Source organism: Winslowiella iniecta, assembly GCF_001267535.1.
GTDB classification, from domain to species: Bacteria; Pseudomonadota; Gammaproteobacteria; order Enterobacterales; family Enterobacteriaceae; genus Erwinia; species Erwinia iniecta.
Genome location: NZ_JRXE01000010.1, coordinates 129,569 through 151,327, shown reverse-complemented (window position 1 = coordinate 151,327; position 21,759 = coordinate 129,569). Strand labels below are relative to the sequence as shown.

The 21,759-nt window shown below is 56.9% G+C and carries 21 protein-coding genes and 1 pseudogene; 2 read left to right on the top strand and 20 right to left on the bottom strand.

Annotated elements, in window-relative coordinates; all coding sequences use genetic code 11:
* The 20 genes and pseudogenes from NG42_RS09150 to NG42_RS09055 all read right to left on the bottom strand — a co-directional run.
* A pseudogene (locus NG42_RS09150) lies at nt 1-211 on the bottom strand (beta-ketoacyl-ACP synthase); the annotation flags it as partial.
* Nucleotides 208-777 (bottom strand): DUF3261 domain-containing protein, encoded by a 570-nt coding sequence (locus NG42_RS09145; RefSeq protein ID WP_052898981.1) that lies wholly within the window; start codon nt 775-777, stop codon nt 208-210. The pseudogene NG42_RS09150 and the gene NG42_RS09145, both read right to left, overlap by 4 nt.
* Nucleotides 774-3,092 (bottom strand): MMPL family transporter, encoded by a 2,319-nt coding sequence (locus tag NG42_RS09140; RefSeq protein ID WP_052898980.1) that lies wholly within the window; start codon nt 3,090-3,092, stop codon nt 774-776. Before NG42_RS09140 ends, NG42_RS09145 begins: the two co-directional genes overlap by 4 nt.
* On the bottom strand, nt 3,067-3,672 hold the full coding sequence (locus NG42_RS09135) for a LolA family protein (protein ID WP_052898979.1): 606 nt from the start codon (nt 3,670-3,672) through the stop codon (nt 3,067-3,069). The genes NG42_RS09140 and NG42_RS09135 overlap by 26 nt, the downstream gene beginning before the upstream one ends.
* Nucleotides 3,669-4,091 carry an acyl-CoA thioesterase gene (locus NG42_RS09130; RefSeq protein WP_052898978.1) on the bottom strand — a complete coding sequence of 141 codons (423 nt, stop codon included), beginning with the start codon at nt 4,089-4,091 and terminating at the stop codon, nt 3,669-3,671. The genes NG42_RS09135 and NG42_RS09130 overlap by 4 nt, the downstream gene beginning before the upstream one ends.
* A gap of 2 nt (nt 4,092-4,093) precedes the next feature.
* A complete protein-coding gene (locus NG42_RS09125) occupies nt 4,094-5,791 on the bottom strand; it encodes a glycosyltransferase family 2 protein (RefSeq protein WP_052898977.1) in 1,698 nt (565 codons plus the stop codon).
* A complete protein-coding gene (locus NG42_RS09120) occupies nt 5,785-6,132 on the bottom strand; it encodes a 3-hydroxyacyl-ACP dehydratase FabZ family protein (protein ID WP_052898976.1) in 348 nt (115 codons plus the stop codon). The genes NG42_RS09125 and NG42_RS09120 overlap by 7 nt, the downstream gene beginning before the upstream one ends.
* The gene (locus NG42_RS09115; RefSeq protein WP_082203863.1) at nt 6,119-7,462 is read right to left on the bottom strand and encodes an AMP-binding protein; all 1,344 of its coding nucleotides are present in this window, start codon (nt 7,460-7,462) and stop codon (nt 6,119-6,121) included. The genes NG42_RS09120 and NG42_RS09115 overlap by 14 nt, the downstream gene beginning before the upstream one ends.
* Nucleotides 7,462-8,025 carry a COG4648 family protein gene (locus NG42_RS09110; protein WP_052898974.1) on the bottom strand — a complete coding sequence of 188 codons (564 nt, stop codon included), beginning with the start codon at nt 8,023-8,025 and terminating at the stop codon, nt 7,462-7,464. Before NG42_RS09110 ends, NG42_RS09115 begins: the two co-directional genes overlap by 1 nt.
* Nucleotides 8,025-8,288, bottom strand: coding sequence for an acyl carrier protein (locus NG42_RS09105; protein ID WP_052898973.1), 264 nt, complete (start codon nt 8,286-8,288; stop codon nt 8,025-8,027). The genes NG42_RS09110 and NG42_RS09105 overlap by 1 nt, the downstream gene beginning before the upstream one ends.
* Nucleotides 8,289-8,311: 23 nt before the next feature.
* Nucleotides 8,312-8,581 carry a phosphopantetheine-binding protein gene (locus NG42_RS09100; protein WP_052898972.1) on the bottom strand — a complete coding sequence of 90 codons (270 nt, stop codon included), beginning with the start codon at nt 8,579-8,581 and terminating at the stop codon, nt 8,312-8,314.
* On the bottom strand, nt 8,562-9,383 hold the full coding sequence (locus NG42_RS09095) for a lysophospholipid acyltransferase family protein (RefSeq protein ID WP_052899002.1): 822 nt from the start codon (nt 9,381-9,383) through the stop codon (nt 8,562-8,564). Before NG42_RS09095 ends, NG42_RS09100 begins: the two co-directional genes overlap by 20 nt.
* Nucleotides 9,376-10,104: a beta-ketoacyl synthase chain length factor gene (locus NG42_RS09090; protein WP_052898971.1), complete on the bottom strand. Its 729-nt coding sequence runs from the start codon at nt 10,102-10,104 to the stop codon at nt 9,376-9,378. The genes NG42_RS09095 and NG42_RS09090 overlap by 8 nt, the downstream gene beginning before the upstream one ends.
* 420 nt (nt 10,105-10,524) lie before the next feature.
* A complete protein-coding gene (yiaK, locus tag NG42_RS09085; RefSeq protein WP_052898970.1) occupies nt 10,525-11,544 on the bottom strand; it encodes a 3-dehydro-L-gulonate 2-dehydrogenase in 1,020 nt (339 codons plus the stop codon).
* Nucleotides 11,525-13,090: an MFS transporter gene (locus NG42_RS09080; protein ID WP_052898969.1), complete on the bottom strand. Its 1,566-nt coding sequence runs from the start codon at nt 13,088-13,090 to the stop codon at nt 11,525-11,527. Before NG42_RS09080 ends, yiaK begins: the two co-directional genes overlap by 20 nt.
* Before the next feature lie 208 nt (nt 13,091-13,298).
* Nucleotides 13,299-14,681 carry an efflux transporter outer membrane subunit gene (locus NG42_RS09075; protein ID WP_052898968.1) on the bottom strand — a complete coding sequence of 461 codons (1,383 nt, stop codon included), beginning with the start codon at nt 14,679-14,681 and terminating at the stop codon, nt 13,299-13,301.
* Nucleotides 14,681-15,766: an HlyD family secretion protein gene (locus NG42_RS09070; protein ID WP_052898967.1), complete on the bottom strand. Its 1,086-nt coding sequence runs from the start codon at nt 15,764-15,766 to the stop codon at nt 14,681-14,683. The genes NG42_RS09075 and NG42_RS09070 overlap by 1 nt, the downstream gene beginning before the upstream one ends.
* 2 nt (nt 15,767-15,768) lie before the next feature.
* Complete coding sequence (locus tag NG42_RS09065; protein WP_052898966.1) at nt 15,769-17,451, bottom strand: MFS transporter; 1,683 nt, start codon at nt 17,449-17,451, stop codon at nt 15,769-15,771.
* A 1-nt stretch (nt 17,452) separates the two neighbouring features.
* Nucleotides 17,453-17,887, bottom strand: a complete 435-nt coding sequence (locus NG42_RS09060) for a MarR family winged helix-turn-helix transcriptional regulator (RefSeq protein ID WP_052898965.1) — start codon at nt 17,885-17,887, stop codon at nt 17,453-17,455.
* Between the two features lie 173 nt (nt 17,888-18,060).
* On the bottom strand, nt 18,061-18,939 hold the full coding sequence (locus NG42_RS09055; protein ID WP_052898964.1) for a lipid kinase: 879 nt from the start codon (nt 18,937-18,939) through the stop codon (nt 18,061-18,063).
* 199 nt (nt 18,940-19,138) lie between these two features.
* Between NG42_RS09055 and NG42_RS09050 the strand changes: the two genes are divergently transcribed.
* Together NG42_RS09050 and NG42_RS09045 are read left to right on the top strand one after the other, a co-directional pair.
* Nucleotides 19,139-19,993 (top strand): LysR family transcriptional regulator, encoded by an 855-nt coding sequence (locus NG42_RS09050; RefSeq protein ID WP_052899001.1) that lies wholly within the window; start codon nt 19,139-19,141, stop codon nt 19,991-19,993.
* A 75-nt stretch (nt 19,994-20,068) separates the two neighbouring features.
* Nucleotides 20,069-21,505, top strand: a complete 1,437-nt coding sequence (locus tag NG42_RS09045; protein WP_053115783.1) for an amidohydrolase family protein — start codon at nt 20,069-20,071, stop codon at nt 21,503-21,505.
* Nucleotides 21,506-21,759: the final 254 nt, after the last annotated feature.

Genomic DNA, 21,759 nt, shown 5'->3' with positions numbered 1-21,759 from the left:
GGCGGTTATTGCGGCTGTTATGCGGTGCCAGTTCAGCCGGTAGCGGCGGCAGTTCGTCATCAACATGACCAATCCAGCAGCTGCGCCCGCCGGTCAGCCAGTCGGCAGCAGGCCGCATGCCAGGCGCATAACCACGCACCAGGTTAGCGGCAATATCATCCAGCGAGTTACCCAGCGCGTTCAGCATGCCCACGGCGGAGAAGTAGATCATGAGGCATCCAGTTGTTGAATAAGGATCTGATAACCAAACGCAAATTGCTGCACGCTAATCGGCTGACGCTGCTCGCCGCGCATCAGGTAACGGATCTCGGTAATCAGCTTGCCGTTGGCATCACGCAGCTGGCGGCGGTCGTCAATATCACGCAGCGTCCAGCCTGCCGGTAGCTGCTTTTGCCACGCCGTCAGCGGCCAGTGGCTGAGCATAATATCCGCCAGAACCTGGCTGGCGGGCGGCATTTCCGGCAGCGCGATCGATTGTTCAGTCTCAATGCCTTTGCTGTCATAACTGACGCGGAACAAACGAATGCCAAGGGATGACAGCCCGACCAGCGTCAGCTGCTGCGGATCAGCACTCAGCATCACCAGCAGTGACTGCTGTTTGCTTTTAAAGTGACCGGTTAACAATTGCTGCTGGTTAAACGGCGGTTCTATGCCTGGCGCGGGTAGCGTCACTTTTACCCCGGGTTTCAACCACGCCTGCGGGCGCGTCGGGTCACTGTGACTGGCGCAGCCGCTGAGCAGCAAGGCGGCCAGCATCGCCATCCACGCTAATTTCATCGTTTTTTCCTTCTGGATTCGGGTAACGCCAGCGGTGCCAATAAAAAGGCGGTAAAAATACCGCTGCATAACACAATGCCAAAGCTGCTGATAGCCTGCGTCTGGCTGAATACCAGCATCCCCAGCGTCAGTAACGTCGTGCTCATCGCCAGCGATACCGCCAGCAGCGAGGTGATCGGCGTACCACGCGGATTACTGAAAAACAGCGTGTAGTTGATGCCAATTCCCAGCACCAGTACCAGAGCCAGCAGTGAAAACAGATTTAGCGAATGACCGCTGAATGCCAGCGCCGCCAGCCCGCCCCCGAGAGATAATACTGAAGGCAGCACGCTGACCAGACCGCGCCGGATACCCAGCCGCAGCATATAGCTGAGGGCGATAAACGCCAGCGCCGCCAGTAACAGCCAGCCGAGCATCACGCGGTAAAAACTGAACAACTGGTCAAAGGTACTTTTGCGATCGATCCACGCCACGCCCGGCAGCGCCTGCGCCAGCTCTGCCAGTTGCGCACTGTTCTGCACGCCGCTGACCGGCACCAGCGCGCCACTGCGGCCATTTGGCAGACTCAGCCATAACAGCCGCCAGCCTTCACTGTTCGGGCTACGCTGCCACGCTTCTGGCGTCACCGTCATTGCGCGCAGGTCAGGTTCGGCGATCTCAACACCCGCCTGCCGGAGCTGCGCCATCACCGTGGGTGCAGCCTGTTTCAGCAGCGCTACATCACGTTGCTGCTGCGCCTGCGAGGCCAGCGGCAGCAGACGCCAGGAGGTCAGCGACCGCTGCTGCTGTGCATGTTGCAGTTGCGGAGCCAGGGCTTCCAGCCGTTGCAGCGTCTGTTCCGCGCTGTTACCCCACACCATAAACCAGGTCTGATCGGCGCTTTGCCCGGTGAGCTGCGTCAGTTGCGCATCCTGCTGCAACAGCTGCGGCGGCAGCGCCTGCAACTGCGAAATATCGTCATCTACCTTCAGCATCGCCAGGCCGGAGACAGAAATCAGCGCCACCAGCAGCGGTAAGCCGAATTTCAGCCAGCGCTGACGCCGCCAGGCCGCCAGCCAGCGCGCCATCAGCAACATCGCCGGTACCGGACGCACCGGCAAACCGCGCACCAGCCACGGATACCAGCAGACCACCGTCAGACAAGAGGCGGTCAGGCCACTGGCGGCAAATACCGCCAGCTGGCGCAGTCCAGGGAAGGGCGCGAATAACATCATCAGATAAGCGATGGCGGCGGTGGCCAGCGCCAGCAGCAGCGCGGGCATCACTTTTTGCAAGCTCTGCTGCGCGCTGACATCGGCACCGTGCACCATGCGTTCGGTCAGGTAATAGAGGGTATAGTCCGCCGAGATGCCGACAATACTGATGCTCATTACCAGCGTCATCAGATGCAGCTCGCCGAAGCACAACAAGGTGATGGTGGTACCGGCCAGCGCGCCAATCGAGACCGACAGCGCACATAACAGCAACGGACGCGGCGAACGAAACACCGAAAATACCAGCAGCAGTACGCCGATTACCGTCGCTACGCCCAGCGTCGCGACATCATGGCGCGCCTGCTGACTGGCAAAATCGCTGTATAACACCGTGCCGCGTGTCAGCAGCCGGGTGTCGGGATACTGTTGTTGCAGGCGGGAGGCCAGGGAGTGTAACTGCTGCACCACCGCATGACTCTGCTGCATATCAAACGAATTGCTCGCCAGTTCACCATGGATAAAATACCACTGACGCCCCTGTTTATCGTGCGCCATCAGCCAGCCATCGCGCAGCGTCAGCTGGCTGGCATTCTGCTGCATCGCCAGTTGAGCGCCGCGCACCAGCAGTAACGGATCGTTCGCCAGCTCCTTGCCGCTGACCCCGGCAAACGCCGAATAGAGCTGCGCCAGAATCCAGTCTGCCTGCGCGCCGCCGCCGTCCGCCAGCCGCTGGCGGGTCGCCGGATCAATCAGACCATTACGCTGCTGCCAGGCAAACTGCCCCCACTGCTGCTGCTGTTGCGCATCCACCGGCCCTTTAACATTTTTTAGCGCCGGCATCGCCTGTAGCGCATGCAGAAAGTCGTCAGCCACCGCCGTATCGCCCTGCTCGCCGGGGCTAATCAGCCAGACCATTTGCCGGTCGAGCCGCTGCATAAATCCCTGTTGTAAATCGTCCGGGATCGCGCCCATCGCCTGTTTGGGTAACAGCGCCAGCACGCTACTGTTGATCGTCGCGCGCGGCAGCAGCAACGCCAGCGTCGCCAGCAGCAGCAGGCAGACGGCGAGCCAGCCGGCCGCCGCAATGCGCAGACGCTCAGAAAACAAAGCGTTGTTTTTCATCTTCGCTTAATGTCCGTGGCGTCAGCTGCTGATTGGTGAAGTGGATATCAGTCACATCGCCCTGTTTATCATTCAGCTCAATAGCATCCAGCTGGCTTTTCCCTTGCAGGGTAATGTTATTAAATAACTTATCCAGCGGAGCGCTTTTTGGCGTCAGGATAATCCGCCAGCGGTCATTCGCCAGCGCGCTAAAATCGATGGCAAAATTTTGCTCCAGCACCGCGCGATCGGCCTGAAACAGTGCGCGCAGCAGATGGTTAAACTGGAACATCTGCGGATTGCTGTCGGCAGTGATAATCTGCGGCGGCTGGCCGTTCATTACCTGCACCATACGCTGCTCATCCAGCACCAGGGTTAACGGAAATGGCTTCGCCTGCTGCCACCACAATCCTTTATCCTGCGCAATTAACAGTTTACCGCTGGATTTCAGCGGCTGCGCCATCCCTTTAATCTCGCGCTGCTGGGTAAAATCGGCGCGCACCACCGGCTGACTGGCAAAGCGCTGTTGCAGTTGATCCAGCGTTACCGCCTGCACATTCAGGCTAAACAGCGCCAGCGCACAGAGAAATCGTTTTCTCATGGCGTCACCCCGAGGCGCTCAAACAGTACCGCAGGCGAAACAAAACTCATCTCCTGCGACGCAATCCCGACCGCCACCTGAATGGTATAACCGGTAGTGGTGCGTTTACCGCTGGCAACATCAAAGATCTGATAAGCGATACGCAGACGATTTTCATACTCTTCGATGGTGGCCTGCACCCGAATACGCTGTTCAAAGCTGAGCGTGCCGCGATATTTCACCCGCGTATCCACCACCGGCCAGAGATAGCCGGATGCTTTCATTTGACGGTAGCCGTAATTAAATTTCGCCAGCAGCGCTTCACGCGCCACCTCAAAATAGCGGAAATAGTTGCCGTGCCACACCACGCCCATCGCATCCACATCGTGGAACGGCACGGTCAGCTCCAGCTCGACAGAAAATCGTGCATCGTTATTCACGCTCACTCCTTGTTCTCCGGTTGCGTGTCAGGCAGCGTCCAGAAATCGAAAAAATTAAACCAGTCGAGCGGCGAAATCAGCGCATAATGCGCCAGCCGACCGGCATAGCGATCCACCGCCTGCTGCAACGCCTGCTGACGGCTGGCGCGCGGCAATAACAGCGGATCGGCAAACGGTTCGCAGTAAATCCGCAGTTTGCCGCGTTGCTTAAGCGCAAACATCAGCAAAACCGGACAACGCAACGCGGCGGCAAGGATAAACGGCCCTTGCGGAAACGGTGCCGGGCGGCCAAGAAATTCACTCCATATCACGCGACGGGAGCCGCCGCGCTGACGGTTAATCGCCGTGCGATCGCCGACAATCGCCACCCATTCACCGGCATCAAGCTTCTGCTGCAACAGGATGGCGGTTTCCGGGCCAATATCGCTGACCGGCAGCAGATTCACCCCTGATAAGGGCGCAATTTCTTCCTGTATCTGACGAAAACGCGGCGCGTTATCGGTAAAGACCAGCGCATTAATTACCAGTCCGCTGACCTGCTGTGCCATTGCGCGACAGGCTTCGATATCACCGAGATGTGACGCGAGAATCAGCCGTCCACCGGGCGCAGCGCCGGTGATCGCCGCTTCGGCTCCCGGCGCAAAATCGATATCTTTTCCCCAGCGCAGATCGCCGCGCCAGCTGGCAATTTTATCCAGCATCGCTTCGCCAAAACGCAGGAAATGAAAATAGCTGCCGAGTGGCGCAGGTAACGGCACCTGCTGCTGCCGGGCATAACCGGCAATCTGTTTTAACCACTGCTGCGAAGCCTGGCGCTGGCTGCGGCCGGTCAGCCAGTAGACGGCAATCACCGGCCAGAGCAACAGTGTAAACACCCCACGGCCAAACCAACGGTAGACCGCCAGCATAAAACGCATTCCGTGCAGCCCTTTACGTTCACTGATGCCTGACCAGTGCTGCTGCCGACGTTTACGCGCCAGCAGTGACGGAATACGCGGTAACATGCCGAAAAACAGTCGGGTATGCATCGATGAAATCCGCAAATTATCGCGCAGCGCGTCGAAGTGCGACAGGCCATCCGGCGGATAGGTAACCCGCGTGCGAATAAAACGGCTGGGGGTGCCGGCCCAATAGAGCCGCACCATGATTTCGGTGTCGAAATCCATGCGTTTGCCGAGGGAACCCTGCCGCAGCAGCGTCATCGTCGCGGCCAGCGGGTAGACGCGAAAACCGCACATGCTGTCTTTCAACGACAGCGAAAGCGTTTCAATCCACACCCAGACATGGGTGGCGTAACGGCCGTACAGGCGGGATTTGGGTATCGAATCATCATAGACTGGCTGGCCGGAAATCAGCGCCTCAGGCCAGGCCGCCGCCTCTGCAAGCATCCGCGGGCAGTCCTCAATCTGGTGCTGGCCATCCGCATCAATCTGTAAGGCATGGCTGTAACCTCGTGCCGCAGCCGCTTCGAGGCCATATTTAACCGCCGCCCCTTTGCCACTGTTTTGCGCCAGCCGCAGCAGCGTGACACCGTCACAAACCAACGCTTCCAGCTGTTGTTGCGTGGCAGCATCGCTGCCATCATCGACAATCAGCAGCGGTAAATTGAAAGAAGCCAGACGTGCCAGCACCGCCGCCATCGTCGCGCCGTGGTTATAGCAGGGGATCACCACACAGGGCTTAAATTCCGCGCTCAGCACAGGCGAATTTTCCCGCTGCTGGTCACCGACTCTTCACCGTTCAGGACCCGCAGATAGCGGAAGCTAAGCTGATTTTTCGCTTCATGCCACTCCAGTTGCAGCTTCAGCAAGCTGCCCGGCAATACCGGCTGCTGGAATTTAATATTCTCCACCGCCGAGAACTGTTTACCGGCGGCCAGACAGCCGATGCCGTAGTGCATCACCCAGTCCAGTTGCGCCACGCCCGGCAGCAACGGTTGCTGCGGAAAATGGCCGCGGAACCAGAACAGATCGGCATCAATACGCAGTACCACCTCCAGTTGTGTGGCGTGTTGGCTGCGTGACAGTTCAACGGGCAACACTAAACAGCTCCTCTATTTGCGGCCAGGCAGGTTTGCTCTGACTGTTTTGCGGGATCACATTGACCACCCGCCAGAAACGCGGTATGGCCACCGGTTCCAGCCAGCGCTGCAACTCCCGCTTCCATTGTAGTTTTAACTGCGCCAGCCGGTTGGCACTGTGCTGTTCGTCAAGCACCAGCACCACGCCAATCCCGTGACGGCCGTAGCGGGTCACCGGCAGCGCCACCGCATCGGTGATGCCAGCAATCGCCAGCAGACGCCGTTCAATTTCACTCAGTGAAATACGTTTATCTTCAATTTTCACCACCCGGTCGTGACGGCCACACAGCTGGAATTTGCCGCTCTCGGCAAATTCCAGCTTATCATCCAGCGGCAAGCCGTCGGATTGCGCAATCAGCGCCGATTGTACCTGCCAGCGCCTTTGTCGATCGCAACTGAATTCAACACCGGCAAACGGCTGCCATAAGCGGCTGGCTTCTGCATGTGAACGCCACGCCAGCACACCGGTTTCCGTGCTGCCGTAAATTTCATCGACCGGCAGCCGACACCAGCTGGCAACCGCAGCAGCAGCCTGATCCGTCAGCATGCCACCGGCAGAGACGATCAGGCGGCAGCAAGGCGCAGTCAGGGAGAGATCGAGGCGGCGTAAAAATGCCGGGCTGCTGATAAAAGCCCACGGACGATCGGCAGGCAGCGCGCTCAGTTGCTCGCTGTACAACAGCTGATAACGGGCAAAGGGCAATCCGAGCGCCATCGGCAGCATAATGCGAAATGTCAGGCCGTACAGATGCTGATGGCTGACCGACGCCACCACACAACAATCCCGTAAACGTTCTCCCCACAGCGCAGCCAGCCACTGCGCTTCAAGATCAAGACCGGCTACCGGCTTTACCACCTGGCGCGGCTCACCGGTCGAACCGGAGGTAAACAGCACCACCTGCGCATCCGGTGCGATAGCCGGCAGTTCAGCGCCGACAGAGTGCGTCACCGCGTCCGGCGTTAATTGCGGGCAGAACGGCGCTAACTCAATGTCCGTCAGCAGAGCATCAAAAGTGGCCGACTGCTCCTGCAATAACGACGGGCGACTGTGGCCGGGGATAATCGCGGTCTTTCCGGCATGCAGCGCCGCCAGTAAGCCAACGGTAAACTGATAGCTGTCGTCAAAACAGAGCGCCCAGCGCTGCTCTGGCCGTACAAGCAGCACGGCACATAAGCGCTGAACCTGCTGACGCAGCCGATGCAGCGTCAGCGGCTCTCCATGATGCCAGCAGACCAGATAATCCGGGCGTGACGGGCTGAGCCAGTCGCTGATAGCCAGCGCTCGGGTCATCATCCGACTCGCCTTAGTCTACGCTGACGCAGCAGCCATTCGCTCGCCATCAGGGTGCCCATCAGCAGATAGCTGATGAAGCCATTCCATAGCGTCCACGCGTGCAGATTTCCGGACAGACAGGTAAACGTGGCAACGCTGCCATTAAAGATAAAAAACAGACACCAGATTTGCGTCACCCGGCGCGTCCAGCGCACCGCCTGCGGCGGCAACTGCGGCTCACGCAGCCGAGCCAGACGCTCCACCAGCGGCATCGCACTGAACAGCGATCCGCCAAACAACAGCAGCATCACCAGGTTAACCGCCACCGGATACCACAGCAGCAACTGATGCGCGCGCAGCAGAAAACTGGCGAGACACAATACCGCCCCGGCCAGGGCCAGCAGCTGGCCGCAACGGGCAAACGCCCCACTGCTGCTCCGAATTCCCTGCCAGCGCAGCAGAAACAGCAGCGCCAGTAGCGGTAGCAGCCCGTGCAGTTGCGGATGACTTACCGCCAGCCAGACCAGAAATGGCCAGGCGAAAGTGATCACCCACGGCAGAAGACGCAGCAGTAAGGGCATCAATCAGCCGTTGATGCGTCTTCGCGGATCAACTGGTCAACCGCGTCGACCACATCCTGTACGGTGCGCACGGTTTTAAAGGTTTCTGGCTTAATCTTACGGCCGATGCGTTTTTGCAGATGCACCACCATATCGACGGCATCAATACTGTCGAGTTCCAGATCTTCGTACAGACGCGACGTCGGCTGGATAGCTTCAGCATCCACTTCAAACAGGGTTTCCAGCAGCCCGCTGACTTCCTGATAGATTTCTTGCTTATTCATAGGTCACTCGTTTCGGTAAATGATCAGGCGCGCGGTGCGCTACGTTGGGCAGTAATAAACGCGGCCAGCGAAGCAACCGAATAGAAATGCTGACGCATCTCTTCACTTTCGGCAGAAAGTACCACTCCGTAGCGATTTTTCACCGCCAGACCTAACTCGAGTGCATCGATAGAGTCGAGACCCAGCCCGTCACCAAACAACGGTGCTTCGCTATCGATCTCATCACTGCTGATATCTTCAAGATTCAGCGTATCGATAATCATTTGTTTAATTTCAAGGTTTAATGGGTTCATGCCCGGTTTCCAAATGTTCTGGTGTTAATACTTGCTGCAAATGGCGCGTCAGACGACGTGCTGCCAGCGGCGATGCCGCGTCGTCCTGCGCCATAAATTGTAAGCTGTCGATGCGCTGTTTGACGCTGACAGTAAATACCGGTTTTACCGGCGGAATCTGATACCAGCGGCTCTGCTTATCCAGCATCCGTTGGGTGCAGGTAATATGCACGACGCGCAGTTCACAGCCACAGCGCACCGCAATATTTGCCGCGCCGCGCTGAAGTTCTAATGGCTCGCCGTAACGAGTGCGCGTTCCTTCCGGAAAGATCAGCAGTGTATCGCCGCGCTGTAGACGCTGACGGCTTTCCGGCAACAACGTTTCTGCCTGACTGTTAATCAGGTAATCCGCCGCACGAATCACGCCGCGAAAGAAGATATTATGTTGCAGATCGGCCTTAACCAGGCAGTCCACATCCGGCATCACCGAGGCGATCAGGACATAATCGATCAGTGAAGGATGGTTTGCGACCACCAGACAACCGCGATCGGCCCTCAAGGTTTCGGCACCGTCAATCTGATAGTCGTAAACGCCCATTGCCCGGCAAAAGCGCAGGAAGCAGCGAAAACTAAATGAGATGCTTTTACGTGCCAGCTGACGACGGCGATGCCGGTCGCGCTGAAACAGCAGCAGCAGATTAAACCACACCAGTGACAGCAGCAGTCCGCCGACGCTGAACAGGGTAAAACTGCAGGCGGTCATCAACAATCGCCAGCCGTAGTTCAGGCGCGAGCCGCCGCGACTGCGCGCGGAATCAGACATCATCGCACTCCCAGCACCAGTTAAGTTGCGCACCGTGAATAATAAACTGACGGCGCGCGGCCAGACGCGCATGGAGAAACTGCAAACTTTGCGGCCACGCGCTACTGGCTGACTCATTCACGGCAGCCGTGCTGCAACGCAGCTGCTCGCCGGTTGCCAGCAGCAGCGCAACGGCATACGGCCAGCGCGGCGCATCGGCGGCCAACCACGGTTGGTAGCATTCCGGCACGCTGCCATCGAAATCGACCAGCAACACCTGCTGATAACCTGCACTGTGCAGCGCAGCCACTTCCACCAGCCCCTGCTGGAAGGAGTCGACACCGGCAGCCAGCGAGGTGGCGACAATCGGCGCGCCGGCGGCAATGGTCAGGCTGCCCACCGCCGCATTATGCACCGACATGGCAAAATCCGTCGGCGATACACTCTGCTGTTCCGCCAGCGTGGTGAGAATGCGTAAATTGCGCTCCAGTTCACCGTGGCGGCTGGTAAAAACAATCGCATCAACCTGCTGACGCCGAATCAGTGTCAGTCCACAATCGACGGCGAGTCGGCTGCCGCTACTCAGGCGGCGGGCGGTCATCATCGGTAACTGACGACATTTTGCCAGCGGCAGTGTGGCATCAATGACCGCCTCGTGCTGCGCCCAGTGGTGCCAGTCAGCTGGCTCAGACAGCCCTGGTGCGCTGGCTTGCCAGTCGATGAGATTGAAATGCAGATTCATACCGTTATTCTTCTTCAGACGTCATTCATTGCCGCGAGCCCCAGCATGACGCCAGGAAGCAACTAATACGATCGGATTCCACCGTATTTGCCAGAAATTTGCTGTCAGCAACTGACCCGGTTAATCAGCCATTTTCGGCTGACAAAGTAAAAACTTTAGCCGATATTAACCATCGAATAAAAAACCGTGGTTAAACAGCGATTATTTATGCGCCTGAGCGAAGAGCCGCCGCTGACCAATGAGTTTTGCCAACCTGGGTAACTGATATTGTAATGGGTTACGGTGCGGAAAAGCGCGCGCATAATAGCACCAAAGGTTAAGAAAGGTGAAGCGCGGGATCACAGGCGTGATCTGTCGGCATAAAAGCAACGTTACGCCGACAGATTAATGTTATTTAACTGACGTCACGAGTCTGGCAATTTAACCTGCGATGGCTAATTGTTGCACCTGCTGCCATACACCGTCATCGACCGGGATGCCGTGGCGTAAATTGTCTTCGCGCGTGCTGCGCTGACGCTGTCCCGGCCAGGTTACCGCCGAAATCCCTTCCGCCGGTTGAGAACTGTTTACATAATCGCCAATACTTTGCGCCATGCGTTCAGTGAAATCTCCCCCGCCCAGCTGCTCAGGATCAAAGACCATAAAGATCTGGCTGGCGCCGGTACCGCTGCCGCGCCCCAACCGATCGATTTGCGGTGTGGCATAGCCTGCCGACAATAACGCCGCCATGGCATCCAGCAAAATGGCGAATCCCGAGCCCTTCCAGTAGCCCGCCGGTAAAATACGCATTGAGGCTTCTATCGGGCCGGGCTCACAGGTCAGATTGCCCTGCTGATCATAACCGCCGGGATAGGGCAGACTCTCGCCTTTCAGGCGGGTGACCTGCAACTTGCCATACGAGTATTGTGACATCGCCATATCCAGCACCAGCGGGCCGGGTTTACCCGGTACAGCCATCACAAATGGGTTATTGCCGACACGGGTATCTTTGCCACCCCATGCTGGCATACAGGATTCAGTATTGGTCCAGCAAATCGCGGCCATTCCCTGCTCTGCCGCGCGCCAGCCGTAGCTGCCACCGCGCATCCAGTGGCTGCTGTTGCGCATCGCTACCAGTCCGATACCGTGCTGTTTCGCCAGTTCCATCGCACGCTCTATGGCCAGCAGCGCATTGGTGATCCCCGGCCCCTGATGACCATCCCAAATCTCCATCACTGACAACGCTTTAATCTTTTCTGGCCGCGCATCAGCCCGAACCCAGCCTTTATGCAAATATTCGACAAAGCGCGGCACGCGGTTCAGCCCGTGTGAATAGATCCCATCGCAACTGGATTCGGTATGGATTTGCGCGCAGATCGCCGCCTGCTCTGCCGCCAACCCCGCATTCAGCAGTGCGCGCTCTACGGTGGATTTCATCTCTTCAAAGGCTATTCGCATCATGTTTTATCTCTCTTTGCATCTCTGGGGCGCGGCGCATCGGGTCGATGCTGCGCATGATTGGGTTGTTTCCCCATAACTGAGGATAAGGCCAGCCGGTCAGTTTTTCGGCCACCGCTCTGGCTTCTGCCGAGACCTCAGATGCCGCACCACCCTGTTTGCGACGCTGGATCTCCTCAATTAACAGCGCGTGGTTATGGCGATTCAGACTGAATTTCAGTGAGCTGAACAGCCCGACAGCGAGGAACACTACCGCGCCGATGCCAAACACCAGCGCAATGCCGTGAATCGCTTCGGGGGGTTGCTGTGCCGCGCCCTTACCGGCAAAACCATAAGCCTGAAGTACCATGCCGACGATAAACAGCGCCACCGCCTGTACCGCTTTGCGGACAAAGGTCATCACCCCGGCAAAGATCCCTTCACGGCGTTCGCCGGTCAGCATTTCATCGACATCAGGGATAAAGCTGTAGATATTCCAGCAAACATACTGAGTACCGGAACGCCCCATCCCCATAATCAGCGCCGCCAGCCACATCAGCCATAGCGTGGAGGGCAGTTCAAAGGCATAGATGCTGATAAACAGCGCCACGCTGCTCAGCATAAATAGCTGCGCCAGTTTATAAGCCGCGCCATTGCCAATGCGAATGCACAGCGGTATCCATGCGGCGATACAGAAAAATTGCACTATCGACATAAATGTCATGCCGTTGGCGGCATCGACGGTGCTGTGGCCCAGCACAAAAATAATGTAGTACGCCAGTACCGCACCCAGCACGTCGAGTGCCACATAAGCACCGAGATACATGCCGACATGCTGGCGGAAGGTCCGCACTTTGAAGGTCGACAGCAGCGAACGAAACAGCGCGCTCATATCCCGGCGGAATTCAACTTTTTGCGGTTTGCACTCCAGCTGGATAGGCCGCTCCCAGGTAAACAGGTAGAGGCAAACAATCACAATGGCGAACAGCGTGGCGAAAATAATCCCCATATAAAGGAAGGAGGCGGAGGAGTCCTCGCCAAGTACGGCAATAATCGCTCCCGGAAGCCAGGCGGCGAGAATACCGGCTCCCATGGAGAAGAACATCCGCACGCCGGTGAGCTTAGAACGCACGCGGAAGTCGTGGGTCATCTCCGCCGCCAGCGTTTCGTAAGGCACAATTACCAGCGTATACGCGGCATAAAACAGGATGTAAGTCGCGAGATAATAGCCAAAACCCATATCGCTGACCCACATCACGACATAGCTGATAAACACCAGCGGCGCACCGAGCAAAAAGAAAAAGCCACGACGGCCAAAGCGCTGACCAAGAGCTGTGCGATAAAAGTTATCGGTGACATATCCCATTAGTGGATCGAAAAACGCATCCAGCAGGCGGGCAATAGCAATGACAGCACCGGCCTCCGCCGGACTTAACCCGCCGTAGGTGGTATAGAAGAACATCAGCCAGAGACCCAGCACGGCAAAACTGCCGCCACCGAAAACGTCCCCGCCGCCATACGCCAGCATATTTTTCAGCCCGATAGGCTTTTCCTGCGCACGATTGATCATAACAACCTCGTTGTGCCACCGCGCTTTCGGCGGCGTTATTATGGGTACAGGAAAGTTAGCCATTGGTTTACTACCATACAAGTAATCTTGAATGCTTTATCGGTAGCGATCACATTTTGAGCAGTCGTTTACTTAAAAACTGTGACAGGGACAGGTTTGGCAGAGGAAAAAAGAGGAGAGCCGGCGGCGAAAACGCCGCCGGGCGTGATTATGGCACAGGCTTCCAGCCGCCGCCCAATGCGCGGTAAAGATCGATCTGCGCCAGCAGCAGCGTATTTTTTAACTGCACCACACTGAGCTGGGTGCTGAACAGCGTGCGCTGGGCGTCCAGTTCATCCAGGTAAGAGGCATAGCCATTCTGATAGCGATTGCGGGCAATGCGCAGCGCTTCACTGACGATCGCCTGCTGTTTCTCCAGTTCACTCAGCTGTTCGCCGGTGCGCTGGATTGCATCGATATCGTTATTCACCTCGCTAAAGGCATTGCGCACCACTTTCTCATAGTTGTACAGCGCCTGATTACGGGAGGCCATCGACACATCCACCTGCGCGGTTAAGGCTTCGCGATTCAGCAGCGGTGCCAGCACGCTGCCCCCCACGCTCCACAGGCGGAACGGATTATCCACCAGTTGATGCAGTACCGAACTTTGCAGCGTACCGGAAGCGGTCAGATTCAGTGACGGCAGCAGATTAGCCTGCGAGGATTGTAGCGTCTTATCCGCCGCCAGCAGCAGGCGCTCAGCCTGTACAATATCCGGCCGCCGCTGTAATAGCTCTGAAGGCAGCAACGTTGGCAGTTGCTGCGGTTTAATCTGGTTAAAGTGCGGTGTACGGGCGATCTGACGCGGATTCATTCCGACCAGAATACTCAGCGCGTTCTCCTGCTCGGTAATCTGATGCTGCAATTGCGGTATCTGCGCTTTGGCGGTCTGATACTCCGACGCCGCCTGCACCCACTCCAGCCGTGAGGTATAACCGGTTTCAAACTGCCGTTTCGCCAGATTTAATGAATTTTCACGCGAAGCCAGCGTCGCCTCGGTGACGCGCAGTTGCTCATCCAGTGCGCAAAGCGTCAGATAGCCGGACGCCACCGAGCTGGCCACCGTCAGTTCCGCTGCTGAGGCGGCTGCCTGCTGCGCGGCCAGTGAATATTGTGCGGCATCAATGCTGCTGCTGCGCGCCCCCCAGATATCGACATCGTAGTTCGCCTGCAACAATCCCTGGAACACTGTGTGATCGCCCGGTAAACCGGTTGCCGCTGAAAGCGTGCGCGCGCGCGTGGCGCTGACGCCAGCATCCAGCGTCGGCAAGTTATCGCCCTGTGCGGCGCGCAGTTGGGCACGATACTGATCGACCCGTGAACGCGCGGTAAGAATATCCGGGTTATTACGCAGCGACTGCTCCACCAGACGATTCATATTGCTGTCGCCAAACGCCTGCCACCAGCTGGCTTCCGGCGTGGCGGCCGGGCCGACCTGGTTACGCCATTCGGCCGGAATCAGCAATGATGCCGGCGCTTTTTCCACCTCAGTGGAACAGGCTGCCAGCGCCAGCGGTATCAGCAGCGCCAGCATACGCGGTTGCCAGCGCATTATGGATTCTCCTGAGCAGCATCAGTATTGATGGTCAGTTGCACCGACATGCCCGGACGCAGCCGCGCATGATTTTCACTGGTGATTTTAATCCGCACCGGAATGCGCTGGGCAATTTTGACAAAGTTACCGGTGGCGTTATCCGGCGAAATGGCACTGAACTCGGAACCGGCCGCCGGTGAGATATACTCCACTTCACCGCTAAAGCGTTCGCCATCCAGCGCATCAACACGGAAAGTGACCGGCAAGCCCGGTTTAACCCGCGCCATCTGCGTCTCTTTCATATTGGCAATCACCCACAGTTGTGCGGGCACCAGGGATGTCAGGCGCGTACCGGCGGTGACATAAGCCCCCTGCCGCACCGCGATCTGTCCAAGCTGCCCGTCGCGTGGCGCAATAATGCGCGTATTATCGAGATCGATTTGCGCCAGTTCCAGCGCCGCTTGCGCATTAGCCACATCGGCTTCCAGTGAGGCGCGATTGACAATCACCGTCTGCAAGTCCTGCCGTGACACATCAAGGGTCGCTTTCGCCTGCTGCACATCGGCGGCGGTCTGGCTGTTACTGGCGCGCGACGCATCGCGCTCACGCACCGATAACGAACCGTCTGATACCAGGTTCTCCACCCGCTTCAGATCCAGCCCGCTTTTTACTGCCTGCGCTTTTGCATTGGTCAGCGCCGCCTGATTGCGCGCAATCACCGCTTCGGCGCTACGACGCTGCTGAATATTGTTCGCCAGTGCGGCTTTTTTCATATCCAGCTGCGCCTGCGCCTGATGAACGCGCTGACGGTAGATGCGGTCATCAATGGTCATCAGCACCTCACCTTGCCTGACCGGCTGGAAATCCAGCACCTTCACTGAGGTGACATAGCCATTAACCTGCGGACTGATAAAGGTGATCTGGCCACGGACATAGGCATTTTCGGTACTCTGCGCGCTGCTGGTAAAAGGCCACAGCTGCCAGGCGTACAAAATCACCAGTACCCCAACAATTGCAATGCCGCTGCCGACAGCAATCGACAAAATACGCAACTTGTTGTTTCTCTCGCGTTCAGAGGCTTGCGCCTGTTCCTGTTGACTCATTTTTAATCCCTGCCAGATTCAGTTATTGCTGGTGTTTGTTGTGCTGCCTGCCGATCACGTTTCGCCTGGCGCCAGTTAAGGTAGCGCAAACGGCTCAAGCGCCACAGCACCCACATCAGGGTGCACAGCGCCATCCCCGCAGTCAGTAAATAGGTATCGTTCCAGGCCAGCACATTGGCCTGCAAGGTGGCCACGGTTTGTAGCTGCACCACGCCCTCGGCATTACGCAGAATGCCGTCGCCAATCAGGCTGTTATACAGCGCGCTATACTGGCTGAGCCGCTCGGTGACATTAGGATCAAGCAGCGACAGCTGGTCACCCAGCAGGCTGGAGTGGTATTTCTCTCGCCAGGTCTGGAAAGTGCCAAGGATCGCCGAGCCAATCAGCCCGCCAAGATTTTGGCTCATACCAAACAGCACCACAAAACTGACCAGGTTTTTCGGTTGCGTCACCACGCCGCCGATACCCAGCAGCATCGCCGGGGCGAGGAAAAAGGCGCTACTGAAACCGAGTAAAAACTGGCTGAAATACATATTATCCGGGCGCGTCAGCGGGTTGGACTGCGCATCCATCAGCGAAGCCACCATCATAATCAACAGTGAAATCACAATTGGCCAGCTCAGGTGGGTGGGTTTAATCGTCAATGCACTGGCAATAATGCCAATGATAACCCCGGCGATAATCGCCAGCGCCAGGCCACGCATCTGATCGTTTTGCAGGCCAATCTGCTGCAAAAATCCAATCGCGCCGGTATTCTGTTCGGCCAGCACCACGCGCATCATAATCATCACAATGCCCAGCCGCACAATGGCTCCGCTGCCCAGCCAGCGGGTATTGATTAACGGATTGGTGCGGTTATGCTCCACCACCACCGCAGCAACAATCAGTACCAGCGCCAACGCCAGGCAGATCCCCAGCCACGGCGTGGTAAACCACCATTCAATGCGCCCCAGCGACAACACGCCGCACAGCAGCGCCATACCCGGAGCCAGCAGCACAAAGGTGAGAAAGTCGGTTTTTTCAAACACCTTATTGCGATCGCCAGGCGGCAGTTTCAGCAGCAAAACACAGCCAAGCGCAATCATTGCCAGCCCCAGCTCAAACAGATACAGCCCGCGCCATTCTTCCAGCTGTAATAACTCGGTGGAAAACAGCCGCGCCAGCGGAATAGCCAGCTGTGAGGCGCAGATACCGATGGTCAGCGCTTTCAGACGATGCTTCGCCGGCCATGCCTGAATCTGGTAATAAATACCCAGTGAACTGAGCGCCGCCCCCACCATGCCATGCGCGGCACGCACGATAATTGCCGAGCTCAGATCGTTGGCAAACAGATGGAAAAACGCCACCAGCACATACAGCACCAGAAAGGCTTCGGTAAAAATACGCAGGCCAAACTGCTGGCGAAATTTCACCAGCAGTAAGTTAATCGAGATATTGCCCATCACATAGACTGCCGGTAGCCAGGCAATCTCATTGGAATACGCGCCAAAAGTGCCCTGTAAATTGGTCAGATTGGCGGTCACCAGCGCGTTACTCAGCGCACCGGTAATGGAAATCAGCAGGCCAATCAGGCCGAAGGCAATACGTTTATGACCGGGGTGGATCGGCGTCGACGGCGATCCCGGCAGCATCGGTTTTTCATGTGGCTGCCAGTCGCGCGGCGCATAAGGGCTATTTTTCGCCACGTCAGTTCGCTCCGGTTGCCGTCAGTAATTGCTGTAACACTTTCTCGGTCACCGCCAGATCCTGTTCATCGATATTGGCTAACAGTTCATTGCGTAGCGCATCGGCTTCGATTTTCACGCGACGAAACACCTCGCTGCCCTGCTCGGTCACCAGCAGCAGCCGCTTACGTCGGTCCTCTTCTGGCTGAACGCGCTGCACCAGATTTTTTCTGACCAGCCGATCGATTAATGGCACCACGCTGGCTTCTTCCAGCCCCAGAACCTGTGCCAGGGCTTTTTGCGTCATGGGTTCATTTTTGCTGGCGATAGTGGCCACCGCTAACCAGCTATTCATACTCAGGCCATTGCCTTTTAAACGCCGGTCGATCGCCAGCCGCCACGCATGGGCGGTAAGGTGAAGCAAACGGGAGAAGTTGCGTTGCTGGGTATCCAACATATAGATGCCTGATGGTTAGATATCTAACTAAATTATAGCCGTCATTATACGCAAGCAAAAAACCCGTTGTGAAGATCACAGCCGGCGGTGATTGTGCACAACGTGGCATATTTCAGGCGGGCAAAAGAAGTTTAGCAGCGAAAGCTAAAACACGGCTTCGCTGCCCTCTTCACTTAGCGGACAGGTGGCTGCGGTGCGAAAACCTTTACCGCCTGCGGGCGAATGGAAAAGTGCGCGGGGGTGGTGCCGACAATTTCGCCATCTGCATTAATCTCATGCGGACGACGGGTGGTGAGGGTTAACACAGTCGCCGGGAAAGCACGCACTTTACGCCATTTTCCCTGCGTACCCCGTCGCAGATAAGGTGCCAGCGCCAGCATCTCCCACCAGTGATTCAGCTCCAGACTGTAAACATCCAGCTGGCCGTCGTCGGGCGCGGCGCTCTGCTCCACCGTCATGCCACCGCCATAGTAGCGGCCGTTACCGACCGAAATTTGCAGGGTTTTCACCTTTTCCTGCTGACCATGGTGATCAATATATACGGTAAACGGACGACTCTGACGGAACAGTTTTAGCGCGGCAAACGCATAACCCAGTACGCCCCAACGCCGTTTCGACGCTGCCGTCAGATTTTTCGCCAGCGAGGCAGAGAAACCGATGCTGGCAACATTAAAAAAAGGCCGCTCGTTGACCATGCCAACATCCAGCTGGCGCAGATTTCCGGCGGCGATTATCGCCACGGCACGGCTCAGATCCTTTGGGATCGCCAGCGTGCGCGCCAGATCGTTCGCAGTTCCCAGCGGCAGAATCCCCAGCGGCAAACCGGTGGCGATTAATGCATTGGCCGCAGCGTTTAGTGAGCCATCACCGCCACCGACAATGATCAGGTCAACATGCCCGGCGCTGGCATAAATCGCCTCGCTTAAGGTTAACGACGGATCGGGATGAACAATCTCAATATCATGCTGGCGCAGAGCGGCCATCGCCATATCGGCAGAGCGTGCGCCATTGCGTGACTGACGGTTAATGAAAAGTAGCGCTCGACGCGACATGTTACTTGCCCTTCGGTTAACAGAAGCGCAATTAGACCCGCCAGCCCCGACGCGCTCAAGCGGGCTTTAATTGCATTACATTGGCTGACATTTCATTACGTTACCTTGAAGATGATGTGTCGTGGCGACAGCACTTGCCAGCCAGCCTGCAACGGTTAGTATTGTCAAATCGAATATCAGTCTATTTAACAGTGAAAAAATGAATCGCTATCCGATGTTCAGTCCGCAGCAGTTACTGAGTTTTGTTGCCGTTTGTGAAAGCGGCAGCTTTACCCGCGCCGCCGAGCGGGTGTTTCTCTCGCAGTCGACGGTCAGTCAGCAGGTGCGCCGACTGGAGGAGATGTTGGGCAAAGCGCTGCTGGAGCGCTCGTCACATCAGGTGTTGCTGACCGAGGAAGGCGAAAAACTGCTGGGCTATGCACGGCGAATTATTGCGCTAAATGGTGAAGCGCATGATGCGCTGACCGATCTGTGGCGCGACGGCGTGGTACGGCTCGGCATGCCGGAAGATTTTGCGGCGCCCACCACTGCGCTACTGGCCGAGTTCAGCCGCACACATCCGCAGCTGCGGCTGGATGTCTCCAGTGGATTAAGTAATGAGCTGCGCAGCGCCTGGCATCGGGAAGAGCTGGATATCATTCTGATTAAACAAGCCAGAGGCGAGAAACCGAAAGCGGCACGCAGTGAACCGCTGTTATGGCTGGACAGCGCCGAATGGCCCACTTTTGAGCAGTCGCCGGTGCCGCTGGTACTGTTTCCACAAAACGGTTTATATCGTGATGAGCTGTGTCAGGCGATGGATGCGCTGGGCCGCCGCTGGCGCATCAGTTACAGCAGCGCCAGCCTCGCGGCACTGGTTGCCGCCAGCGCTGCCGGTCTTGGCGTCACCTTACTGCCCGCCAGCTGCCGTTTGCCGCAGCACCGAATTCTGGGCGTAGAAAGCACCCTGCCGCCGGTTGATAATTTTGAGCTGGCGCTGTTTTATCGCGATAACGCCTCTGCGGCGCAGCTGGAGCTGGCAGAAAAACTGCGGCAATTTTGCCAGCTGACTTAGCAGTGCATTTTCCACTGATAACCAGTGGAAAATATCACAGCCAGCGGTCGCCGATTCTTTTAGGGTGATAAGGCTATGCAAACCCTTTCCATTCGCCTGATTAAGGAAATCGATGTGCAAAACCCGCAACAACCGAGTCGCAGAAACTTTCTCTCACAAAGTGCCAGAGTTACCGCTGGCGGCGTGTTACTGGCATCCGGCATGGCGGGAGCCGCGCCCGCTCCGGCAAACAATGTAACTTGTACTGATGATCCGCGCCGGGTAACGCAGTTTGACGCCAGCCACTATCTGCTGCGCAATGTGCGACTGGAAGAGGGTTTCGAACGCGAGGGGGAGATGATTATCGGCACCCGCACCGGGCTGTGGACGCTGGAGATCAACCACGGCAAGATTGTCGCACTTCAGCCCGCTAACTCTGCAACTGACAGCCAACTGCCAGCCTATGATGCCGGTGGCTTGTTACTGTTACCCGCTACCCGCGATATGCATATCCATCTTGATAAGACCTTTTACGGCGGCCCGTGGCAGGCACCGCGACCGCGTAAAGGCAAAACGATTATGGATATGATTGCACGCGAACAGCAATTAATCCCGCAGTTGCTGCCCACCTCGGTGGCGCGCGCTGAAGCGATCATCGACTTGCTACATGCCAAAGGCACTACGGTGGCTCGCAGCCATTGTAATATCGATCCGGTTAGCGGACTGAAAAGTCTCGAACATCTGCAAATTGCGCTGGAAAAACATCGTAATGACTTCAGTTGTGAAATTGTCGCTTTCCCACAGCATGGTTTACTGCACTCACAGGTCGACGGTCTGATGCGTGAAGCGATGCAGATGGGCGTGCAGTTTGTGGGCGGCCTCGATCCAACCAATGTTGATGGTGCGATGGAAAAATCGCTCGACGCGATGTTCCGCATTGCGCTCGACACCAATACCGGCGTGGATATTCATCTGCATGAAACCAGCCCGGCTGGCGTAGCGGCCGTCAAATATATGATCAAAACCGTTAAAGAAAACCCGCAGCTGAAAGGTAAAGTCACGCTCAGTCACGGCTTTGCGCTGGCCACACTCAGTGGCGATGAGCTGGATACCGTGATTCGTGGCATGGCTGAGCAGCAGTTTAGCGTCGCGTCGACCATTCCGTTGGGGAAGCTGACCATGCCGCTGCCGCAATTGAGTGCGCAAGGCGTGAACGTCATGACCGGCACTGACAGCGTTGTCGATCACTGGTCGCCGTTTGGCAGCGGCAGCATGCTGGAAAAAGCCAGCCTGTATGCGCAGCTGTACGGTAATTCTGACGAATTTGGCCTGACGCGTTCACTGGCGATCGCCACCGGCGACGTGCTGCCACTGGATAACAACGGCAAGCGTCAGTGGCCTGCGGTGAATGATGACGCTGAGATGATTCTGGTTGATGCCAGCTGCTCTGCCGAAGCGGTGGCGCGCGTTTCAGACGTAAAAGCCACATTCCATCAGGGCCGGTTAGTGTTTGGCGGTGTGACTCAGGCTTAACCCTTTCCGGCACGCTACACACCTAATCTCGCTGGCGTAGCGTGCCGGTCAATGTATCGCCGCCGGAAGATTTTCAAAGAACCTGGCTGACAGTATAGTATCCAGCCTGGTGAAAATCATCCGGGAATATAAAGTCGGGCTAATAGTATTTAATGATAATTAATAATTGTTATATTTAATCAGCTCCAAATTATATTATGACCACCTCCCCCGCCATTTAAGCTTTCGTTATCCTGAGCATCACACCGTTTCTG

Coding starts and splice junctions, on each gene's coding strand:
- NG42_RS09145 (WP_052898981.1), bottom strand. CDS start 777: ATGAAATTAGCGTGGATGGCGATGCTGGCCGCCTTGCTGCTCAGCGGC.
- NG42_RS09140 (WP_052898980.1), bottom strand. CDS start 3,092: ATGAAAAACAACGCTTTGTTTTCTGAGCGTCTGCGCATTGCGGCGGCC.
- NG42_RS09135 (WP_052898979.1), bottom strand. CDS start 3,672: ATGAGAAAACGATTTCTCTGTGCGCTGGCGCTGTTTAGCCTGAATGTG.
- NG42_RS09115 (WP_082203863.1), bottom strand. CDS start 7,462: ATGACCCGAGCGCTGGCTATCAGCGACTGGCTCAGCCCGTCACGCCCG.
- NG42_RS09110 (WP_052898974.1), bottom strand. CDS start 8,025: ATGCCCTTACTGCTGCGTCTTCTGCCGTGGGTGATCACTTTCGCCTGG.
- NG42_RS09105 (WP_052898973.1), bottom strand. CDS start 8,288: ATGAATAAGCAAGAAATCTATCAGGAAGTCAGCGGGCTGCTGGAAACC.
- NG42_RS09100 (WP_052898972.1), bottom strand. CDS start 8,581: ATGAACCCATTAAACCTTGAAATTAAACAAATGATTATCGATACGCTG.
- NG42_RS09095 (WP_052899002.1), bottom strand. CDS start 9,383: ATGTCTGATTCCGCGCGCAGTCGCGGCGGCTCGCGCCTGAACTACGGC.
- NG42_RS09090 (WP_052898971.1), bottom strand. CDS start 10,104: ATGAATCTGCATTTCAATCTCATCGACTGGCAAGCCAGCGCACCAGGG.
- yiaK (WP_052898970.1), bottom strand. CDS start 11,544: ATGATGCGAATAGCCTTTGAAGAGATGAAATCCACCGTAGAGCGCGCA.
- NG42_RS09080 (WP_052898969.1), bottom strand. CDS start 13,090: ATGATCAATCGTGCGCAGGAAAAGCCTATCGGGCTGAAAAATATGCTG.
- NG42_RS09075 (WP_052898968.1), bottom strand. CDS start 14,681: ATGCGCTGGCAACCGCGTATGCTGGCGCTGCTGATACCGCTGGCGCTG.
- NG42_RS09070 (WP_052898967.1), bottom strand. CDS start 15,766: ATGAGTCAACAGGAACAGGCGCAAGCCTCTGAACGCGAGAGAAACAAC.
- NG42_RS09060 (WP_052898965.1), bottom strand. CDS start 17,887: ATGTTGGATACCCAGCAACGCAACTTCTCCCGTTTGCTTCACCTTACC.
- NG42_RS09055 (WP_052898964.1), bottom strand. CDS start 18,939: ATGTCGCGTCGAGCGCTACTTTTCATTAACCGTCAGTCACGCAATGGC.
- NG42_RS09050 (WP_052899001.1), top strand. CDS start 19,139: ATGAATCGCTATCCGATGTTCAGTCCGCAGCAGTTACTGAGTTTTGTT.
- NG42_RS09045 (WP_053115783.1), top strand. CDS start 20,069: ATGCAAACCCTTTCCATTCGCCTGATTAAGGAAATCGATGTGCAAAAC.